Below are 19,936 nucleotides of genomic sequence, written 5' to 3' on the forward strand. Positions count from 1 at the left end.
ACAGCGATGAAGATCTGCTGGGTGACGCCCTTCGTCCTGCGTTCGTCGATCGGCCGGGTCAGCGCCGAGGTCGCCAAGGCGCTGGTCGCGCGCGGCCACCAGGTCGAGATCCTGCGCTGTGAGGACCAGGACGACGCGGCCGAGCCGCTGCATCCGACCCGCCTGCCCGTCCATCACTGGCGCCGTTATGATCTGGCGCGCCTGCGGACCGAGTTCGACGTCGTCATCGTCAATATCGGCGACAACTATCCCTTCCACGCCGGCGTGTTCGCGATCCTGGACGCGGCGCCGTGCCTGGGGATCTTCCACGACTTCTATATCTACAACCTGTTCTCGGGCTGGCTGCACTACAACGGCCTGGACTATCGCCGGCACGACGCCGAGATCGTCGCGACCTATGGCGAGGCGGCCCTGCCGCACGCCGTGGCCGTCCGCTCGGGCCAGATGCTGGACATGGGCGAGATCGCCAAGCATCTGCCGATGACCGAGTGGCTGGCCGGTCGCTGCGAGGCCGCCCTGGCCCACGCCCGCTTCTACGCGCCCAAGCTGGAGGCCGTCGTCCAGGGTCCAGTGGCCGTCACGCCGCTGTGTTGCCCCGACCGCACGACGCCGCCCGGCCCGCCCAAGGCTAAGAGCCAGCTGACCCTCACCACCGTCGGAGTGATGAACCCCAACAAGCGCGTGGCCGACGCCATTCGCGCCATCGGCGGCTCCGACGCCCTGAAGGCCTGCGTCTATCGCCTGGTCGGCCCGATTTCGGACGAAGAGCGCGCCAAGCTGGAAGCCGTCGCCGCCGAGGTGGGTTTCGAGAACCTGCTCATCGACGGCGCCGTCGACGACGAGACGCTGGATCGCCGCCTCGACGAGGCCGACATCATGGTCGCCCTGCGCAAGCCTGTCCTGGAAGGCGCCTCGGGCTCGGCCTGCGAAGGCATGCTGAGTGGCCGCCCGACCGTGGTGGCCCGCGCCGGCTTCTATGGCGAGCTGCCCGACGACCTGGTGTTCAAGATCGACGGTGAGATCGTCGTCGAGGAACTGCGCGAGGTCCTGGAGCGCCTGGTCGCCGACGAGGCCCTGCGCCGCGAGACCGGCAAGGCCGCCCGCGCCTGGGCGCTGGAAAACCTCAACGCCGCCCGCTACGCCGACGCGATCGAGGGCCTGGCCCAGGCCCAGGTCACCGGCCGCCCCCTGCTGGCCGTCGGCCATCGCCTGGGCGGCGCGCTGAAGGCCATGGGCCTGTCCGACACCGACCCAGCCACGACCCGGATCGGCGCGACGCTGCAAAAGCTGTTCGCGCCGATCGAGTCTTAAGCGCTCTTGCTGACCGCCGGCGCGCAGTAGCTGTCCAGGAAGGCCTGGTGCTGCGGCAGGCGCGGCAGCACGCCCGCGATGTTGCGCTTCAGGTCGTCCAAGGCCTGTTTCAGCTGCTGCGGCGGCATCAGCCGGCCCATGTGGTGATAGGTCTGGGGTTCCACGCGCTGGCCCAGCAGCACCTGTAGCCAGGAGTCGGTCTGGAACAGCTCTCCCGGCGCCTGGTAGACCTGGGCGCTTTCCCGGAACAGCGCGATCCGGTGCGCCAGGCTGTCGGGGATCTCCATCGTCCGCACACGGTCCCAGAACGGGCTGTCGGTCCGCTCGGTCGCCTTGTAGTGCAGGATGATGAAGTCGCGGATCTTCTCCAGCTCGTCGTCGGCCTGGCGGTTGTAGTGATCGACGGCGGCCTGGCTGATCCCGCCGAACGGGAACAGCTTCATCAGCCGGGTCATGCCGACCATGATCAGGTGGATCGAGGTCGATTCCAGGGGCTCGACGAAGCCGCTGGCCAGGCCTATCGCCACGACGTTCTTGTCCCAGGTCTTGCGACGGCGGCCGGTGCGATAACGGATCAGGCGCGGTTCGATCAGGGTCTCGCCCTCGATCTCGCCCGTCAGCATGTCGCGGGCCTCGTCGTCCGACATGTCGTCGCTGCAATAGACGAGGCCATTACCCACCCGGTGTTGCAGCGGGATCTTCCAGCGCCAGCCGGCCTTGTGGGCGATGGCGCGGGTATAGGGCACGGCCGGTTCGGTCGAGCGGGTCTGGACGGCCAGGGCGCTGTTGGTCGGCAGCCAATGCCCCCAATCCTCGAAGCCCGCCTTCAGGGTCTGCTCGATCAGCAGGCCCCGGAAGCCGGTGCAGTCGATGAAGAGGTCGCCTTCGACGACGTCGCCATTTTCCATGATCAGGGCGTCGACATGGCCATCCTCGCCGCGCTGGCGGACGCTGGCGATCTTCCCCTCGACGCGGCGCACGCCGTCAGCCTCGGCCATGCCGCGCAGGAAGCGGCCATAGAGGCCGGCGTCCAGGTGGTAGGCGTAGTTCAGCGGGCTCTGCTCGCCGGTGAAGAACCTGTTCTGTTCGGCCGCCTTCAGTTCCAGGCAATAGTCGCCCAGGTCGCCGCCGAAGCCCTGCTCGCGGGCCTGCAGCCAGAAGTGATGGAAACCGCCCATCCAGGTGGATTTCCCGACCTGGCCGAACGAGTGGATGTAGCGGTCGCCGATCTCGCCCCAGTGTTCGAACGAGATGCCGAGCTTGAAGGTCGCCTGGGTGGCGCGCATGAACTCGGCCTCATCGATGCAGAGCAGAGCGTTGAAGGTGCGGGCCGTGGGGATGGTCGACTCGCCGACCCCGACCGTGCCGATGTCCTCGGACTCGACCAGGGTGATCTCCAGCAGCGGACCCAGCTGCCGCGCCATGGCCGCGGCGGCCATCCAGCCAGCGGTGCCGCCGCCCGCGATCACCACCTTGCGGATCGTCTGTTGTGTCATGACGCCCCTCCCCTTTGTCGTTATCGGTTCAGTCGGTCGAGCAGATAAGCCCGCAGCCGCCTGGCCTTCATCGCGTCCATCGGACCCAACGGACCTCGCGCGGCCTCGGGCATGTGCGCCCTGGCGCGGTCGGCGGGGCCGAAGACGTAATAGTCGAACAGGGCCTTCCAGCCCCGCCTTTCGTACTCGGGCCGGTCGCGCAGGCTGAGCAGGCCGTGCAGCAGGGTGTTCATCGGCGAGTCGGCATGAACCGGCGCGCTGTTCCACCAGTAGTTCACCAGCACGTTGAACGGCTCCAGCGCCTCGACCTGGTGCCACCACAGCGCCGGGTAGACCAGCACGTCGCCGGGCTCCATCTCGGCCACCTGGGCCGAGGCCTGGGCCTCGCGGAAGCCGGGATGGGCCTCGAAGTCGGGGTTCTGGAAGTCGACCAGGCTGACCACCTGGCCGCCGGGCGTCGGTTCCAGCGGACCCGGATAAAGGTTGGCCACCTGGTCGGGCGGGAACAGGGTGAAGCGCCGCCGGCCCACGGCGCAGACGGCGATGTTGTTGGACATGTCATAATGGGCGGCCGCCGTCGTGCGGTTGCCGATCCAGATCCCGGCCATCGGCGGCTCGGCCCCGAAGACTTCCGGTCCCAGGCCCAGGTCGTTGGCGGCCTTCAGGTCGGGGAAATAGGCGTCCAGGTCGGCCGAGCCGACATAGACCGCCGGCGCGTCGTTGCGCCCCTCGACCTCTTCCAGGCGCTGGAGGAAGGTCTCCAGCGGCGCGCGCTCGGCCTTGAAGTTCATGGCCGTGCGGGTGTCGTCGTAGAAGAAGCGGCCACCAATCGACGGATCGCCGGTAAAGCCGACCACCCGGCCTCCCCGATCGTGGGCGCGAATGTAGTCGCGGGCCGCCTGGCCGGACTGGAGCCCCGCCCGGACCAGCGGCCAGTCACGCGCCAGCCCCTTGAACAGCATGGGGGTCTGGCCGGCCAGCACCGCCTCGAACGGGATCTCGCCCGGCGTCGCCACCCTGGCCTCCAGCGTCCCGCGGGCGGTGATCGCGGTCATGCCAAGCTGGCCCGGCGTTGGGTCTTGCGGGCGACCAGTTCCTCGATATTGCCCATCGACGAGATGATCCAATGGGCCGCGCGCAGCAGGCCCGATTGGTGCAGCCGCTCCAGATCCTCGCCGGTCACGGCGGCCAGGCGGTCGGGCGCCAGGGTGAAGACGTCCGGCAGGTCGTAGCTGGTCTGGTCGTCCAGCTTGATCTCGATGTCGATCGGCTCGATCAGGCCCAGTTCCTCGAAGAACGCGAACATCGGCCCGGCGACCTCCAGGCCGTCGTGGATCTGGCCCAGGGCCAGGTTGACGCCTTGCAGGTAAGGCGAGTTGCCGCCGGCCGGGAGGAACAGGCGCTCGCCCTCATCGCGGCTGACGCGCGGGTGGTCCAGGTCGACATGGATCATCGGCCGGGGCTCGGCGCCCGGCTCGTCGCGTTGCAGGGCGATCGAGAACGGGCCGCGCCGCTGGACGGCGGGGACGTAACGAGCGTTCCAGCCGGTCTCGTCCAGGAACAGGTTCTCGTCACGGTCCAGGCCCAGCAGGGCCACGGCCTGGTAGGCGCCCGTCGCGTCCTTGCGGATCAGAATGGGATATTCGCGCTGCACCGCCTCGAACTCGGTGGGTAGCACCAGGGTCTGGTTGATCGCATCGCCATAGGCGACGCCGTGGCCGGCGATCACGCGCAGGTCGGCGTGGTCGACATTGTTCAGAAGCACTCGGTTCATGTTCGCCCCACTCACGCCAAGCAACGCACTTCAAAGGAAGAAAGGGACCGCCGCAAGCGCGACGGTCCCTCCTCCACAACTAGGAGACTTCCGGTCCTAGAAGCGGTAGCGGGCGCCGAGGAGGAAGCGCCGGTCCAACTCTTGAGCGAACCACAGCTGGTTCGGATCGCGGCCGTAGGTGCGCAGGCTTTCCTTGGTGAGGTTGATACCTTCCAGAGAGACCGCCAGCTTCGGCGTGATGTCGTAGCTGATGTTGATGTCCAGCTGGCCGAACGGGGCGACATAGACCGGGTTACGCGCGCCACCGCGGTTGGTGGCTTGCAGGAAGCGGTCACGCCAGTTGTAGGCGACCCGCGCCGAGATCCCGTACTTGTCGTAGATCAGGGTCGCGTTCGCCGTGTCGGACAGACCCAGCAGAGCGAACTGGTCCTGGCCCGACGGGGCGCCGTTGTCGAAGTCGACGTCGCCGCGCACCATCGTATAGGCCCCCGACACACCAAAGCCGGTGTCGCCGAAGAAGTGCTGCGCCGCGATTTCGAAGCCGTGGATCTTGCCGGTCCGGTTGTTGATCGGACGCGAGACCTGGAAGTTGAACAGCGGATCGGTGCTGTTCGGCGTAATGTCGACCGCCGCCAGGATGGTGTCCACGAAGGCCTGGTTCAAGTCTCCGCCCGCGCCGCGGTTGGCTTGGAACTGAGCCGTGGCCGCCGCCGACGAACCGCCGTTTTGTTGCAGCAGAGCCGTCATCGTGAACAGGTTCACGTCGGTCTGGCTGGCGCCGATACCCGACAGCAGAGACGCCGCCGTGCCCGACCGCGTGCCCGCCTGGCCCGAGGTCACGTCACGCAGACCAAACAGGTTCTGCATCACCGTGCCGGTGCCGACGAAGTTGTTCACGCGCTTCTCGAAGAAGCCGGCCGTGATGAAGCTGCTGGGCTTGTAGTACCACTCCAGCGAGACGTCGAAGTTGTCCGAGATCAGCGGTTCCAGGTCCGGGTTGCCCGAGGTGCCGAGCGGGATAGCCCCGTTGGCGATCGGACGGTTCGGCTGGCCCGCGGTCTGGGCGGCGAACAGGTTGCCGAAGTCCGGCCGCGCGATGGTGCGGCTGAACGAGAAGCGACCCACCACGTCGTCGCGAAGATCGACCTGGAAGTCCAGCGAGGGCAGCAGGTTGTTGTACTTGCCCTTGCCCGACAGCGGCGAATAGGTCGCCGCCGTGTCGATGCGGAAGTCGTTGTCCGACGTCCAGACGATGGCCGTCGGCGTACGCACCGCCGAGACCGAGGTGACCTTGGTCTGCTCGTAGCGGACGCCCGTGACCAGAGTGGCGGGCATGCCGGCCAGTTCCGATTTCCAGGTCAGCTGGCCATAGGCCGCGGCGATGTCTTCGTCGACGCGGTTGTTGTTCTGGCCGGTCACCCGCACGGGGTTGCCGCGCGCCGTATAGACCGGCGACAGGGCGTTCAGCAGGTCGACCGCGTCGGCGCGGAACGACGTCAGGCCGGGACCGGTCTGCTTCAGGTCGAACTCGCTGAAGCGGCAGGCCATGCAGAAGGCCTTGACCAGGCTGCCGGCGTATTGCTGGACGTCACCCGGGTTGGAAATGCCCCACGAGCCCAGGTCTTGTTCGGTGTTGAGCGACGACTGGGTCATCTTCGAGGTGCGGTAGTCGGCCCCGAAGTCCAGGCGGCTGCCGTTGTCGTCCAGGTCCCAGGTGAAGTCGATGCGGGCTTCCTTGACCTGCTGCTCCTGCCGCTGGGCCGAGGTGCGGCCCACCTGGCTGCCCAGGTCGCCGACGTCCAGTTGGCCATTGGCGTTGCCGCGCGGGGCGGCGTCGTTGATCGTGAACGACTGGACTGGAACCTTGCCACTATAGTCGACCGAGTGCGACGTCACGATCGGCGCGCCGATCGAAACCATGGTCGAGCTGGTGCCGTTCGGCGCGCCCGGCTTGGAATCCGACTTCGAGATGTGGCCGTCGATATTGACGCGGAAACGGTCCGTCAGGTCCCAGGCGGCGTTCAGGCCATACGACTTCAGCGAGTCGGTGTTGGCGCGATACTGCTGCTCGAAGCCCATGTCCTTGGTGCCGCTCAGGTTTTCCTGAAGCAGGACCGCGGTGGCCACGACCGGGTTGTTGTCGAAGGTGACGCGGTCGAACGGACGGTTGAACCAGTTGGTGCTGTCGTTGCGGCGCTCGTACGACTTGTTCTCGGCGTACAGGGCGTCGGCCGTGATCGTCAGGCTTTCGGTCGGGCGGAATTGAGCGGTCAGCTGACCGTTCACCCGCTCGCGCTGGCCTTGCGAGAAGTGGTAGCGGCTATCGTTGGGGATGGCGACCAGAGTGTTCGCGTTCGAGGGCGCGTTGGTGATCTGGGTCGCGCCGCCGGCGCGGACGAAGCCATTGGCCGGGTTGTTGAACTCGGCGAAGGTGCGGATGTTCCAGTCGTTTGACGTGACTGAACGGCTGGTGAAGTTGCGCTTCTGATAGCTGCCGAACAGCGCGACGCCGAACTTCTCGCTCTCGTCGAGGTAATTCAGCAGGCCAGAGACTTCCGGCGTGTACTTCGAGGTGTCCTCGAGCTTCTTGGACATGCTCTGGTCATAGACGCCCTTGACCCCGATGCTGCCGGTCAGGCCATGCTCGCGCGCTTCCAGCGGGTGGCGGGTCTTGACGTTGATCGTCGCGCCGATGCCGCCCGAGGGGATCGCCGCGCGGCCGGTCTTGTAGACCTCCAGGGTGGTCACGCCTTCCGAGGCCAGGTTCGAGAAGTCGAACGAACGGCTGGTGCCGCCCGCGAAGTCCGTCGACTGGTCGCCGCCGACCGTCGCGACATTGGCCGTCGGCATGGTGCGACCGTTCAAGGTCACCAGGTTGAAGCCGCCGCCGAAGCCGCGGACCGTGACCTGGGAGCCTTCACCGTTGGTCCGGTCGATCGACACACCGGTGATCCGCTGCAGGGACTCGGCGAGGTTGGTGTCCGGGAACTTGCCGATGTCTTCGGCGGAGATGGCGTCGACGACGCCGCTGTTGTTGCGCTTGATCTCGATCGACCGTTCGAGCGAAGCGCGGATGCCCGTGACGACGATCTCGTCCACGGTGGTGTCAGTTGCCTGCTGGGCCAGCACCGGGCTGGCGAACATGGCCGCCGTGATGGCGACGCAAGAGGCAGACGCGTGCAAGCGACGAAGCCGCTTCATAGCCGTTCCCCCTAATAAAAGCCCTCTGTGGGGCGATGTTTATTGTTACGAGCCGGAAGCATTTCCCGACCGCTCTTCCCGTTCCCGCACACGGTGAACAACCAAAGCACGAGAGACTAGTTAGCGGTAACATCGGTCTCCGATCGCCGCAATGGCCAATTGACAGCGCTAGCAGTCTTTTTTGCGGGCTATTTTGGGCCGATTTCTACTACAAATGGTCCGATTTCAGAGGGCGCTGCTGCACTGCCGCAAAGGCGCCACATTCCCTCGATCGCCCCGAGGTTGCGTTATATTTCGCAGGGGAAACCGGTTTCCCATGAAACAAACGCACGACGGCGGCCAGCTTCGCGCCAACCGCCGCCTCCCATGCGTGCATCAGTTTTCGGGAAAGTGTGCGGCGCGTCAGCCGAGATCGAGATCGATGCTGGCGCTCTTCAGCCCGTCGGCGACCGCGACCACCCTCGCCCGCCCCGGCTGATTTCGCCGGGTCCGGACGATGGCCTGGACCAGACCGTTGAAGGCCTTACGCTGGCTGGCGACGTCAGGCTCGTGACTGGTCGGATCGCCGTTGCCGACCCCGATCACGTCCGCCGCGCCCGACAGCTCGAAGCGCACCGAAGTGTCGGCGCGCGGGACAACGCGCCCCCTTGCGTCCAGCACCTCGACCTTGAGGATCGCCACGTCCTGGCCGTCGGCCTTCAACTTCGCGCGGTCGGTGGTCAGGCGCAGGGCGGCTGGCGCCCCGGCCGTCTCGCGACGGGCCCGCAGGATGACCTTGCCGTTCTTGTAGCCGTGAGCCTCGATGACGCCCGGCGCGTAGGGCACGGACCACTCGACGTGGTGGTTGGCCTTCACGTCAAGCACGCCCTGGCTCTCGCCGTTCAGAAACAGCTCGACCTTGTCGCAATTGCTGTGCGCCCACACCGCCACCGGCCGCCCCTCGCGGCCCTCCCAGTTCCAGTGCGGCAACAGGTGCAGCAACGGCTCGGCCCGCCACCAGGCGCGGTAGTAGAAGTAGTTGTCCTTCGGGAAGCCGCAGGTGTCGAACGCGCCGAAGTGCGAGCTGACGCTGGGCCAGCGGTTGAACGGCGTCGGCTCGCCCCGATAGTCGAAGCCAGTCCAGATGAAGCCGCCCGCCATCCACGGCCGGTCGGCCGCGTGGCTCCACCACTTCTCGGCCGTCGTCGCCCACCAGGGGTGGTCCGTGTCATAGGCCGGGACAAAGCTCTTGGCCTCGTCGCGGACGTATTCGCCGCGCGTCGTCACCACGCTGGCGCTCTCGCTGCCGATGATCGGCATGGCGGGGAAGCGCGCGTGGAAGTCGTCCATCTTCTCGTGGCGATAGTTGAAGCCCTGCACGTCGATGACCGTGCTGATCCCTTCGCCGAAGCCGTTGTCCATCGCCGCCGTCACCAGGCGCGAGGGGTCCAGGCGATTGACCAGGCGCTTCATGGTCTTGGCGACCTTGATCCCGCGCGCGGTGGCCTGCTGTGGCTCCTCGTTGCCGATCGACCACAGGATCACCGACGGGTGGTTGCGGTCGCGGCGGACCAGGCGCTCCAGCTCGTCCAGCGAGGTCGGGTCGCTGGACATCCGGCGGGTCTCGTCGATCACGAGGATGCCCAGGCGGTCGCAGGCGTCCAGAAGCTCCGGCGTCGGCGGATTGTGCGAGGCGCGATAGGCGTTGCAGCCCATCGACTTCAGCTGCTCCAGTCGCCAGACCTGCAGGGCGTCCGGGATCGCCGCCCCGACGCCGGCATGGTCCTGGTGGTTGCAGCTGCCCTTCAGCTTCACCGGCTTGTCGTTCAGGAAGAAGCCCTGCTGCCCGTCGAAACGGACCGAACGGACACCGAAACGGGTGATGAAGCGATCGACCACGGCCCCGCCGACCTTGGTCTCGGTGATGAGCGTGTAGAGGTGCGGGACCTCCAGCGACCACAGCACCGGATTGGCCAGGGTCACGGTCTGGGACAGGCTCTGGCGCTCCCAGGCCGGGATGCGATCGGCGGCGGGGGCCACGGTCAGGACCGGCTTGCCGGTCGCGTCCAGCACCGCATGCGACACCTCGAAGGCCTGCGCCGTGTCGCCCTCGTTGACCAAGTCGGTGTCGATCTGGAGCGTGCCGTCGACCTTGGCGCGGACGAAGACGCCCCACTGAGGCACGTGCACCGGCGCGGTCTTGACCAGCCAGACATGGCGATAGAGCCCCGCCCCTTCGTAGAACCAGCCCTCGCCCAGGCTGGCGTCGACCCGCACGGTCAGCCAGTTTTCGCCGCCGACATTGGCGATGTCGGTGATGTCGATGCGGAACGGGCTATAGCCGCTGTCCTCGCGCGCCAGGATGTAGCCGTTGACGATGACCAGGGCGTCGCGGAAGGCGCCGTCGAACTCGATCGACATCCTTTTTCCAGCATCGCTGGCCGGCAGGGAAAAACGCTTGCGGTACCAGCCGACGCTGGTCTCCGGAAACTCGCGGCCCAGCGCCTTGTAGCCATGGGCGGCGCGCAGGTCCTCGTCGTCCGGCTTGCCCGAGGGCCTGTAGTCGAGGTTGTTGGCGAACGGCAGCTCCACGGCCCAGTCATGCGGCAGGGTCACCGGCTTCCAGGCGCTGTCGTCGAAGTCCTTCTGCGCGGCGGCGGCTACCCACCACGACGGCGCGCTGGCCCCGGCCTTGGCGAAGGTGCGCTGATTGGCGCCGAAGCCGAAGTCCTTGGCCGGATCGGAGGCATGGCCCAAGGCGAAACGCCAGTCGAAGTCCAGCGACGTCCGCTCGCGCGGGCCCAGATCCACGGCCGCGACCGGCGCGACCTGGGCGCTGGCCGCCGCGGCCTTGGCCAGGAGCGCCGCGCCCGTCGCTGCCGCCAGGGCCTGGCGCCGGTTGATCTGGGCCATGGGGTGTCCTCTCACGAAAAAGAGGGAGGAAGCCGCGGCTTCCTCCCAGCGCAGAGTTTGGAGGGTAGACGGACTAGAACTTCAGCGTCACGTCGACGAGGAAACGACGGCCGTAGCTGTCGTAACGACCGATCCGGTTGGGATCGTTGTCGCGGTACATCCGCAGTTCCTGGTTGGTCAGGTTGTTGACCTGGAAGCGGACGCCGATGCGCTCGTTGACCTGGTAGGACGAGCTGAAGTCGAGGGTCTTCTCGGTCTCCAGGGTCTGCAGGTCCGAACCGTTCCAGCCGTAGATGACGGTCATCGGCGAGTGGTACTTCCAGCCCAGCCGCGCCTCGAAGCCAGCGTTGGAATACCAGAGGTCCACCGTGGCGGTGTTCTTGGCCAGGCCCGTCATCCGCAGCGGATTATTGGCCGGCGAGAACTCCTTCAGGTTCGATTCCACATAGGCGTAGTTCGAATAGATGCCGAACTTGCTGAGCGGGCCCGGCAGGAAGAAGAACGGCGTCTGGAAGGTCAGCTCCGCGCCCTGGATGTGGCCGCTGCCGCCGTTGGCCGGGCTCGCGACCGTATAGGTCTGGCCGTTGAACGTGGCCGGGGTCTGCTTCCAGCCGATATAGCTGTCGACGGCCTTGTAGTAGTACGACAGCGCCACCAGGGCTTCCGGGCGGAAGTAGTATTCGGCCGAGGCGTCGAATTGAATGGCCTCGAACGGCTTCAGCTTGGGATTGCCGGCGCTGCCGGTCCACGGCGACCAGTTGGCCAGGGTGCGGCTGGCGCGCAGCTCGTCCAGCGGCGGACGAGCGATGACCTTGGCCACGCCCAGTCGGAGCAGCTTGCCGTCGCCGAAGTCCAGCTTGGCGTTCGCCGAGGGTAAGAGGTCGGTATATTCGTTGTCGACCGTGACGGCCTTGAAGACGCTGGCGGTGTCCTGCTGCTGGCCGTCGCTGCTGGTCTTGGTGTGGACCAGACGAGCGCCGACATTGCCGGTGACCCACGAACCGCCCACGCCGTCGCCGGCGAAGTTCAGCTTGGCGAAGCCTTCATAGACCTTCTCGTTGACCGCCCAGCGCTCGGCCAGTTCCTCGGTCGCCTTGGAGACGTCGAAGGCGTTGGCGCCATAGGCGACCGCCGCGATCTTGTCGATGTCACCGGTCAGCAGGGCCGGGACATTGGCGCCGTCGCTGAGCTTGTAGGCCGTCAGCAGGCTGGCCGGCACCGTCGCGCCGGTGGCGCTCGGGGCGAAGCTGAAGCTGACATGGTCCTTGGTGCGGTCCGAGGCGCGGACGCCGAACTGTACGCCCTTGAAGACGCTGTCGCCGCCGAAGTCGCGGGCGAAGTCCAGGGCGGCGGCTTTCAGCTCGTCGTTCAGGCGCTCGGGGCCGTCGTGCGAACCGGCCAGGTCGGCCGTCTGGCCGAGGCTGATGCTTTCCTGGCTGGTGGTGATGGTCGGTGTCACGCCGGCGCGCCAGTCGAAGGTGGTCCAGTCCGGCCATGCCTCGAAGCGCACGGCCTTCCAGGTGTTGGTCCGCTTGGCCTTGGAGTAGGAGGCGTCGGCGGTGACGGTCCACTGGTCGCCGGTCCACTTGCCGTTCAGGCCGCCGGCGAACAGGTCCTTGTCCTCGCTGTACTTGGCCAGCACGGTCTGCACCGAGCTGAACGGCAGGCGAGCAGCCACGACGGCGTTGTTGATCAGGGTGTAGGACGCGCCGGGGGCGTTATAGACACCGTCGTTCCAACCCAGGTTGGAACCATCGCCCATGTTCCAGTTGCCCCAGTTGTTGGCGCCCCAGACGGTCTGGTCCTGGACCTCGGTGATCTTGATCTTGGAATAGAGGGCGTCGGCCTTCAGCTCGAAACGGTCGGTCGGCTTGAACTGCAGGCCGCCCGAGATCCCGGTGCGCTTCTGGTCGATGCGGCTGGCCGACATCTGCGCGCCCCAGGGCGTGTAGTCGACCTTGCCGTCGCGGTTCAGGTCGCTGCTGTAGTCGCTGGCCCCGGCCGGCGGGCGGGCGTTGCTATCATTGTAGCCCCAGCCCGTGAACGAGCCATAGCCGTTCTTCTGGCGCTGGGTCGTGACGCCCAGGACCACGGCCAGGTCGTCGCTGATCTTGTGGACCCACGAGCCCGAGCCGCGATAGCCGGTCGTCTTGTAGTTCGGGATGTCCTTGCCGCCGTCATAGAACACCGGGCCGGCGCGAAGCACGAACTCGGGGCCGCGATAGTCCAGCGGATCGATCGTCGAGATGTTGATGGTCGCCGCGACGCCGCCGGCGATCAGGTCGGCCGACTGCGACTTGTAGACCTGCACGCCCGAGACGACTTCCGACGGATAGATTTCCCAGCGCACGTTGCGGTCGGGCTCGGACGAAGCGACCTCGCGGTTGTTGATCGTGCCCAGCACCAGGCGCGCGCCCAGGCCGCGCACGACGGCCTGGCTGTCATTGCCCCGGTCGCGAGTGGCGTTGACGCCCGGCAGGCGGGCGATGGACTCGGCGATCGTGACGTCGGGCAGGACGCCGATGTCCTTGGCCGAGATGGCCTCGACCACCTTGTCGGAGCCCTGCTTCACGGCCAGGGCGTCGCGCAGGCTCTTGCGCACGCCGGTGACCACGACTTCTTCGACCTGCGAGGGCTCAGTGGTCTGCGCATGGGCGCTGGCGACCGAGGCCAGGGCGATGCCGCTGACGGCGGCGAGCAGAACGGCGTGACGGGTCATGTGTTTCCCCCTGATGAAAACAGCGCCGCGCTTCGTTTTATGGCGTGGCTGCCTTGTTACGGCGCTCAAGCGTCGCAACTCCCATTTATCATAACAATCACATCAGACAAGCGCTGTCATTCAAGCGGGATGACGCTGGCGCCTTTTCCGACCGTCGCGGCCTTGGCCGGCGCCTCGCTGACAGCGGCGGCCCGCGTCGCCGTGGCGGCGGTCACCGAGGTCCCGGGCATGAGGCGGGTGCGGTAAGTCCAGGCGCCGTCCTCAAGCGTCATCGGACGCGGTCCCACCCCGCCCAGGAAGTCGCCGTCGATGAACCGAGCAGCCTCGCCGTGGGCGCTGACGCGGAAGGTCACCTCGACCGGCATGACATAGGGCGCGGTCAACCAGTCGACGCCTTCCAGCGCTTGGCCCTTGAAGTCGAACAGGGCCGCGTTCTCCCAATTGGAGCCCGTGCCCCAGCGCGTCTTGCACTGGGTGGAGAGCCAAGCCGGCTCCCAATAGACGACCCCTACCCCGCCGTTGGCGTAGACCAGTTGGGTCAGGTCGGTCAGGTATTTCTTCTGCCCGGCCGGGGTGGCCGGATAGCCGGCGATCAGGGAGTCGGCCCCCAGCAGATTGGGCGAGGCGTCGGCGCCGTCATTGGTGAACGGATAGGCCGTCTCGACCACCAGCACATCGGCCGCGTAGAGGTGGCGCAGGCGGTTGATGGTCTCGCCCAGCTGCGCCATCGAGCGCTTGGACCACTTGCTGTAATAGCTGATCCCGATCAGGTCGAAATCGGTGACACCCGCCTTCTCGGCCGCCGCGAACCAGGGTTCGACGTTCTCGGGCTGGGCGATGTGCAGCATCACGCGCGGCTTGATCTTCGAGGTCGCCCCAGCGTCGCGCACGGCCTTGATGCCGGCGTTGAACAGCAGGGCGTTGCGCTCCCAGTGGATCGGCTCCTTGGCCTTGGCCAGGCTGGAGACGATCTCGCCATTGGTCTCGTTGCCCACCTGGACCAGGTCGGGCATCAGCCCCTCGCGGTCCAGCTCGGCGAGGGTGTCGTGGGTGAAGGCGTACAGGGCCTTGGCCTGCTCCGGCGTCGACAGCCTGGCCCAGGCCTTGGGCGCGATCTGCTTGTCGCCATCGGCCCAGTCGTCGGAATAATGGAAGTCCAGCAGCACCTGAAGGCCAGCCTCGCGAGCCTTGGCGATGCTGCGCTTCACATCCTTCAGGTTCGAATAGGGCGTCCAGTCGGGATCGTTCCAGATCCTGATCCGCGCCACATTGGCCCCGGCCGACTTGAAGAAGGCGTAGGGCTCGACCGTCTTGCCGCCCGCGCGATAGAGCGCCCCGCAGTCCTCCATCTCGTTGGCGTAGGAGATGTCGACGCCGAGATAGGTCTGGGGAGCCGCGTGCGCCGGCGACCCCAGCAAGGCGGCCAGCGACAGAGCGATCAGCGAGGTGCGGGCGTTAGACATGTTTCCTCCGTCACGGGCGCATCGAGGCGCGCCGCCGCGGAGCGATTAGCATTTATCGTACAATTCAGGCAAGCCGTCGTTCAGGTGGCGGCGAACCGCGCCTGCGCGATGTCGGCCAGCAGGGCGTACAGGGCGGCCACGTCCAGCGGCTTGCGCAACACCCCGTCCGCCCCGTCCTGGCGATAGCGGGCGACGTCCTCGGGAAAAACGTTGGCGGTCAGCATCCAGATCGGAATGCGTGTCCCGACATGCTCGGCGCGGCGGATCTCGCGCACCGCGTCACGCCCGCCGAGCACCGGCATGTTGACGTCCATCAGGATCAGGTCGAAGGCCCCGGTCCGCCAGAGGTCCAGCGCCAGCGCCCCATCCTCGGCGAAGGTCAGGGAGACCGGCGCGCTTTCCAGCGCCAGCGCCAGCACGCGACGGTTGGCGGCGTTGTCCTCGGCCGCCAACACCCGGATCTCGCCGACCTCGCCCTTCTCGCGCGCGGCCGGCGCGGGCCCAGGACGATGGATCGGCGCGGTGAAAGCGAACCAGAAGACCGCGCCGCCCGTCCCGCCCAACGTGGCCGTGGGCGGATCGACGGCGATTTCGCCGCCCATCAGGGCCAGGTTCTGGGCGCAGATCTTCAGCCCCATGCCCGTGCCGCCCTGCAGCCGGCCCCGTTCGGTCTGGTCCCAAGCCTCGAAGACCTTCAGCCGCTCGTCGACGGGGATCGGCGGGCCGGTGTCGGCCACCTCGACCAACACCCGCAGTTGGCGGCCCTGAATGACGCCGGCCAGGCGCAAGGTGACATGACCACCGGCCGTGACCGCGCCCAGGGCGTTGGAGACCAGGTTGACCAGGGTCTGCTCCAGCCGGACAAGGTCGGCCACCACCTGGAACGATAGGGTCGGGTCGGCGTCCTCCAGGGTCAGCGACACCCCGAGCGCTCGGGCGTGGCTGCTCCAGACACGCACCACCGAGCGCGCCAGGGTCCTCAGATCCACCGGCACGATGTCGAGCTTGGCGCGCAGCGGATCGGCGCGGGCCAAGTCCAAGATGCTATCCAGCAGGCGATTCAGTTGCTCGCCGCCCTCGACCACCCCGGCGGCCAGCTCGGCCTGGCGCGGCGACAGCGGCTCTCCTCTCAGCGAGCGAGCAAAGCCCAGGATGGCGTTCAGCGGCGTGCGGATCTCGTGGCTGGCCACGGCCAGCAGCTCGCTCTTGGCGCGGTTGGCGGCCTTGGTCTCGTGCATGGCCTGGGTCAAGGCGACGTTGTTGCGAGTCAGGTCGCGCGCCGTCCGGGTCAGGGCCCGGTCGGTCGCCTGCTGACGCCCGGTCACCAGCAGGACCGCCGCCACGAACAGCATCATGGCCAGGGTGTAGTGGTCGAGCTTGAGGGGATGGCTCCAGTCGACCGCGATCCAGACCAGGGTCAGGGATGGCGGGACCACCCCGATCACGTAGCTGACCTTGGTCAGATGCACCCGCAAGGCCGCGAACAGCAGCACGCAGATCGCCAGCAGCGCCGCCTCGACCTGCGGCTGCGGCCCCTCGTAGAGCCGCACCTGCACCGCGATCCAGCAGGCGTTGGTGACCAGCAGGCACATCAGGATGTCGGATTGCAAGGCCAGGCGCTTGTGCGCCTTCACCGGGTCCGGATGGCGCAACGCCAGCTCGGTGGCCATGAACAGCGCGAGGTAGAGGCCGAACTCCAGAACGCCCAGGACGGCGATGGTCCAGGGCGTGAAGCTCATCAGCAGCAGGACGAAGACGGCGACCAGGGCTAGGCGCGACAGGGCGACGCTACGCGAGTAGCGCACCAGCCCGTCAAGCTGGGTGACGTCCGTCGGCCTCTTTAACATCGGGTCTCGTCGAGCCCTTTTCCATGAGGGAAGCTCGCGCTTTCCATAGGGCTACGATTCGCGCCCGAAGGATCGCCTCAAGCGCGAGTGATCGATCGGAATGTGGGGACCGACGCGCTCGGCCGGTTGAGGGATGGCCCTCCGCGTGCGGAGCGCCTATCTGTGCGCCAGGGAAGGAACGCCGCAGCTCGTCGAGTTCGCATGTCCCTGTTCGCTAGCACGTTGTTCGCATGGTGAGGCTACGCCGGCGTGGCCTGGCGTCGATCAATTCCGAAATCCGCGACGGCATCGTTCCGGCCGCCAACGGCGTGACCGTCTCCCCCGAGGCGCCGCCCCCCTCGCCCTCGGGCGTCGACCACCATCACAGGCCTCGCGACTACCGCGTCGTGGCGATGATCATCGCCTGCGCGCTGTTCATGGAGCAGATGGACGCCACCGTGCTGGCGACGGCCCTGCCGACCATGGCGCGAGACTTCGGCGTCCCCGCCCCCAGCCTCAGTTCGGCCTTGACCGCCTATCTGCTGGCGCTGGCCATCTTCATCCCCGCCAGCGGCCGCCTCGCCGACCGCTTCGGGGCCAAGACCGTCTTCCGCCTGGCCATCGTCATCTTCGTCGCCGGCTCGGTGCTGTGCGGCCAGGCGACCAACCTGCCGTTCCTGATCCTCGCCCGCTTCCTGCAGGGCATGGGCGGGGCGATGATGATCCCGATCGGCCGCCTGGTCCTGCTGCGCTCGGTGGCCAAGCAGGACATGGTCTCGGCGACCTCGTGGCTGATCATGCCGGCCCTGATCGGCCCAATCATCGGCCCGCCGATCGGCGGCTTCATCGTCACCTATCTGGACTGGCGCTGGATCTTCTACCTGAACATCCCGATCGGCCTGTTGGGCATCGTCCTGGTCACCCTGTTCATCGACGAGGTGCGCGCCGACGTGCCTGCCCGCGCCGACGTGATGGGCTTTGTGCTGTCGGGCGTGTCGCTGGGCTGCCTGCTGTTCGGCTTCGAGATGACCAGCCGCGGCGGCGAGCTGACCAACGCCCTGATGCTGATCGCCATCGGCGTGACCTCCGGCGCCCTCTACATCCGCCACGCCCGCAAGCGGGAAGCGCCGATCCTCGACCTGAGCCTGATGCGGGTGAACTCGTTCCGACTGTCGGTGATCGGCGGCTCGCTGACCCGGATCACGCAAGGCGCCCAGCCGTTCCTGCTGCCGCTGATGCTGCAGCTGGGCTTTGGCATGAGCGCGGCGGTCAGCGGGACCATCACCATCGCCGGCGCGATCGGCTCGCTGGCCATGAAGAGTCTGGCCCCGCGCCTGCTGCGCCGGTTCGGCTTCCGCGACAGCATGGTCGTCGCGGGCCTGGCCGCCAGCGTCGGTTACGCGGCCTGCGGCTTCTTCCGGCCCAGTTGGCCGACGCCGCTGATCTTTCTTACATTGATGGCCAGCGGTTTCTGCATGTCGTTCCAGTTCACCGCCTACAACACCATCGCCTATGACGAGATCCCGTCCGATCGGATGAGCGCGGCGACCAGCTTCTATTCCACCTTCCAGCAGCTGATGCTGTCGATGGGAATCTGCGTCGGGGCCGCCGCGCTGCATGTCGGCATGCTGGCCGGCGGTCAAGCGACGCCGCGGCTGGCGGACTTCACCGTGGCCTTCCTGGTCGTCACGGCGATCTCGGCCTCGGCGACGATCTGGAACCGCCGCTTCGACAAGGACGCCGGCGCCGAGTTGAGCGGCCATAAGTAGGCTTTCGTCGCATTACAGAGCCTCGTCGTCCGCGATGTCGACGCTCGCTGGGTTCGGGTGGGGCTGGCCTGGGCCTTCGGAACCGGCGAGTCGCGCAAGGATCCTGGCTTCGACTTCCAAGGTACGGGCGGTCCCGGCCAGCTCACACCTTGTCCAGCGTCACGGGAACCGCTACGCGAACGCTTCTCATTCGCCCGAGTTCTCGTCGATGACGCGCAACACCGTCCGTGCCTGGACGCTGGTCCACAAGTGGACCAGCCTGATCTGCACGGCGTTCCTGCTGATGCTGTGTCTGACCGGCCTGCCGCTGGTCTTCCACGATGAGATCGACGGCGCCCTGAACCACGAGCCCAAGATCGTCGCCGCGCCGGGTCAGCGCCTCTCGACCCTGGACGAAGTGCTCGACACCGCGCTGAGGGCCCGTCCCGGCGAGGTCGGCCTGTTCATGAGCTTCGACATAGACCGGCCGGTGGTGAACGTCACCAGCGGTCCGCGTCCCGACGCATCCGAGACCCAGATGCACTTCGCGCCGGTCGACCAGACCACCGGCAAGATCATCGCCCCCAGCGGCGCGGCGGGTGGCGTCATGGACGTCATCCTGCGCATCCACAAGGACATGTTCCTAGGGCTGCCGGGCTTGCTGTTCCTGGGCTTCATGGGCCTGCTGTTCACGGCGGCCATCGTCTCGGGCCTGGTCGTCTATCCGCCCTTCATGCGCAAGCTCGACTTCGGTACGGTTCGAGCCTCGCGCTCGACCCGGCTGAAGTGGCTGGACTATCACAACCTGCTGGGCGTGGTGACGGCGGCCTGGGTCATCGTCGTGGGCCTGACCGGGGTGATCAACACGCTGTCGGAGCCGATCATCCAGGTCTGGAAGGCCAACGAGCTGGCCGCCATGACCGCGCCCTACAAGGGCAAGCCCGCGCCGCCCCATCTGAGCTCGATCGGCGAGGCCGTGGCCACGGCTCAAGCGGCCGCGCCGGGCATGCGGGTGCGGTTCGTGGCCTTCCCCGGTGGATCGTTCTCCAGCAACCACCACTATGCCGTCTTCATGCAGGGCGAGACGCCGGCCACCGAACGCCTCCTGACCCCGGCCCTGATCGACGCCGAGACCGGCCAACTGACCGCCATGCGCCGGATGCCCTGGTACGCCCAGGCCCTGCTGCTGTCGCAGCCGTTGCACTTCGGCGACTATGGCGGCCTGCCACTGAAGATCCTGTGGGCGCTGCTGGACGTGGTGACCATCGTCGTCCTGGTCACCGGCCTCTATCTGTGGCTTTCGAAGCGCCGCGGCGGAGAGGCGTCATGAGCGCCTTCCGTCGCGTCTGGGCCGCTCCGGCCGCGATCGCCGTCGTCAGCCTGGTGGGCCTGGTCGCCGCCCTGCTTGGCGATGGCCTGAACGACTGGATCTCGTGGGTCGGCCTGGCGGCCCCATTGGCCGTCGTGGTCTGGGCCCGCCTCAAGCGCCGAGCCTGAGCCGGCCGC

Annotated in this window: 12 protein-coding genes; 4 read left to right on the top strand and 8 right to left on the bottom strand. The window is 67.1% G+C overall.

Features of this window, described 5'->3' with window-relative positions:
• Positions 1-6: 6 nt before the first annotated feature.
• Positions 7-1,311, top strand: a complete 1,305-nt coding sequence (locus ACW173_RS00915) for a glycosyltransferase family 4 protein (protein ID WP_492083021.1) — start codon at positions 7-9, stop codon at positions 1,309-1,311.
• Here ACW173_RS00915 and ACW173_RS00920 read toward each other — a convergent pair.
• The 8 genes from ACW173_RS00920 to ACW173_RS00955 all read right to left on the bottom strand — a co-directional run bounded on the left by ACW173_RS00920 (position 1,308) and on the right by ACW173_RS00955 (position 16,703).
• Entirely contained in the window at positions 1,308-2,807 is a 1,500-nt protein-coding gene (locus tag ACW173_RS00920) for a tryptophan halogenase family protein (RefSeq protein WP_492083022.1), read from the bottom strand. The genes ACW173_RS00915 and ACW173_RS00920 overlap by 4 nt on opposite strands.
• Positions 2,808-2,827: 20 nt before the next feature.
• Positions 2,828-3,934 (bottom strand): cupin-like domain-containing protein, encoded by a 1,107-nt coding sequence (locus ACW173_RS00925; protein WP_492083023.1) that lies wholly within the window; start codon positions 3,932-3,934, stop codon positions 2,828-2,830.
• Positions 3,859-4,581, bottom strand: a complete 723-nt coding sequence (locus tag ACW173_RS00930; RefSeq protein WP_492083024.1) for a SapC family protein — start codon at positions 4,579-4,581, stop codon at positions 3,859-3,861. The genes ACW173_RS00925 and ACW173_RS00930 overlap by 76 nt, the downstream gene beginning before the upstream one ends.
• Positions 4,582-4,677: 96 nt before the next feature.
• Positions 4,678-7,782: a TonB-dependent receptor gene (locus ACW173_RS00935; protein ID WP_492083025.1), complete on the bottom strand. Its 3,105-nt coding sequence runs from the start codon at positions 7,780-7,782 to the stop codon at positions 4,678-4,680.
• 402 nt (positions 7,783-8,184) lie between these two features.
• Positions 8,185-10,674, bottom strand: coding sequence for a beta-galactosidase GalA (galA, locus tag ACW173_RS00940; protein ID WP_492083026.1), 2,490 nt, complete (start codon positions 10,672-10,674; stop codon positions 8,185-8,187).
• A 73-nt stretch (positions 10,675-10,747) separates the two neighbouring features.
• Positions 10,748-13,393, bottom strand: coding sequence for a TonB-dependent receptor (locus ACW173_RS00945; RefSeq protein ID WP_492083027.1), 2,646 nt, complete (start codon positions 13,391-13,393; stop codon positions 10,748-10,750).
• A gap of 116 nt (positions 13,394-13,509) precedes the next feature.
• Positions 13,510-14,856, bottom strand: coding sequence for a glycosyl hydrolase 53 family protein (locus tag ACW173_RS00950; RefSeq protein ID WP_492083028.1), 1,347 nt, complete (start codon positions 14,854-14,856; stop codon positions 13,510-13,512).
• A gap of 80 nt (positions 14,857-14,936) precedes the next feature.
• Positions 14,937-16,703 carry a response regulator gene (locus ACW173_RS00955; RefSeq protein ID WP_492083029.1) on the bottom strand — a complete coding sequence of 589 codons (1,767 nt, stop codon included), beginning with the start codon at positions 16,701-16,703 and terminating at the stop codon, positions 14,937-14,939.
• Between the two features lie 230 nt (positions 16,704-16,933).
• On the opposite strand from ACW173_RS00955, the gene ACW173_RS00960 reads away from it, so the two are divergent.
• From ACW173_RS00960 to ACW173_RS00970, 3 genes are all read left to right on the top strand, one after another.
• Positions 16,934-18,451, top strand: a complete 1,518-nt coding sequence (locus ACW173_RS00960) for an MFS transporter (protein WP_492083030.1) — start codon at positions 16,934-16,936, stop codon at positions 18,449-18,451.
• A gap of 208 nt (positions 18,452-18,659) precedes the next feature.
• On the top strand, positions 18,660-19,760 hold the full coding sequence (locus ACW173_RS00965; protein ID WP_492083031.1) for a PepSY-associated TM helix domain-containing protein: 1,101 nt from the start codon (positions 18,660-18,662) through the stop codon (positions 19,758-19,760).
• On the top strand, positions 19,757-19,927 hold the full coding sequence (locus tag ACW173_RS00970; RefSeq protein WP_492083032.1) for a hypothetical protein: 171 nt from the start codon (positions 19,757-19,759) through the stop codon (positions 19,925-19,927). The genes ACW173_RS00965 and ACW173_RS00970 overlap by 4 nt, the downstream gene beginning before the upstream one ends.
• The last annotated feature ends 9 nt before the right edge of the window (positions 19,928-19,936 follow it).

The organism is Caulobacter sp. ALps2 (assembly GCF_058681635.1).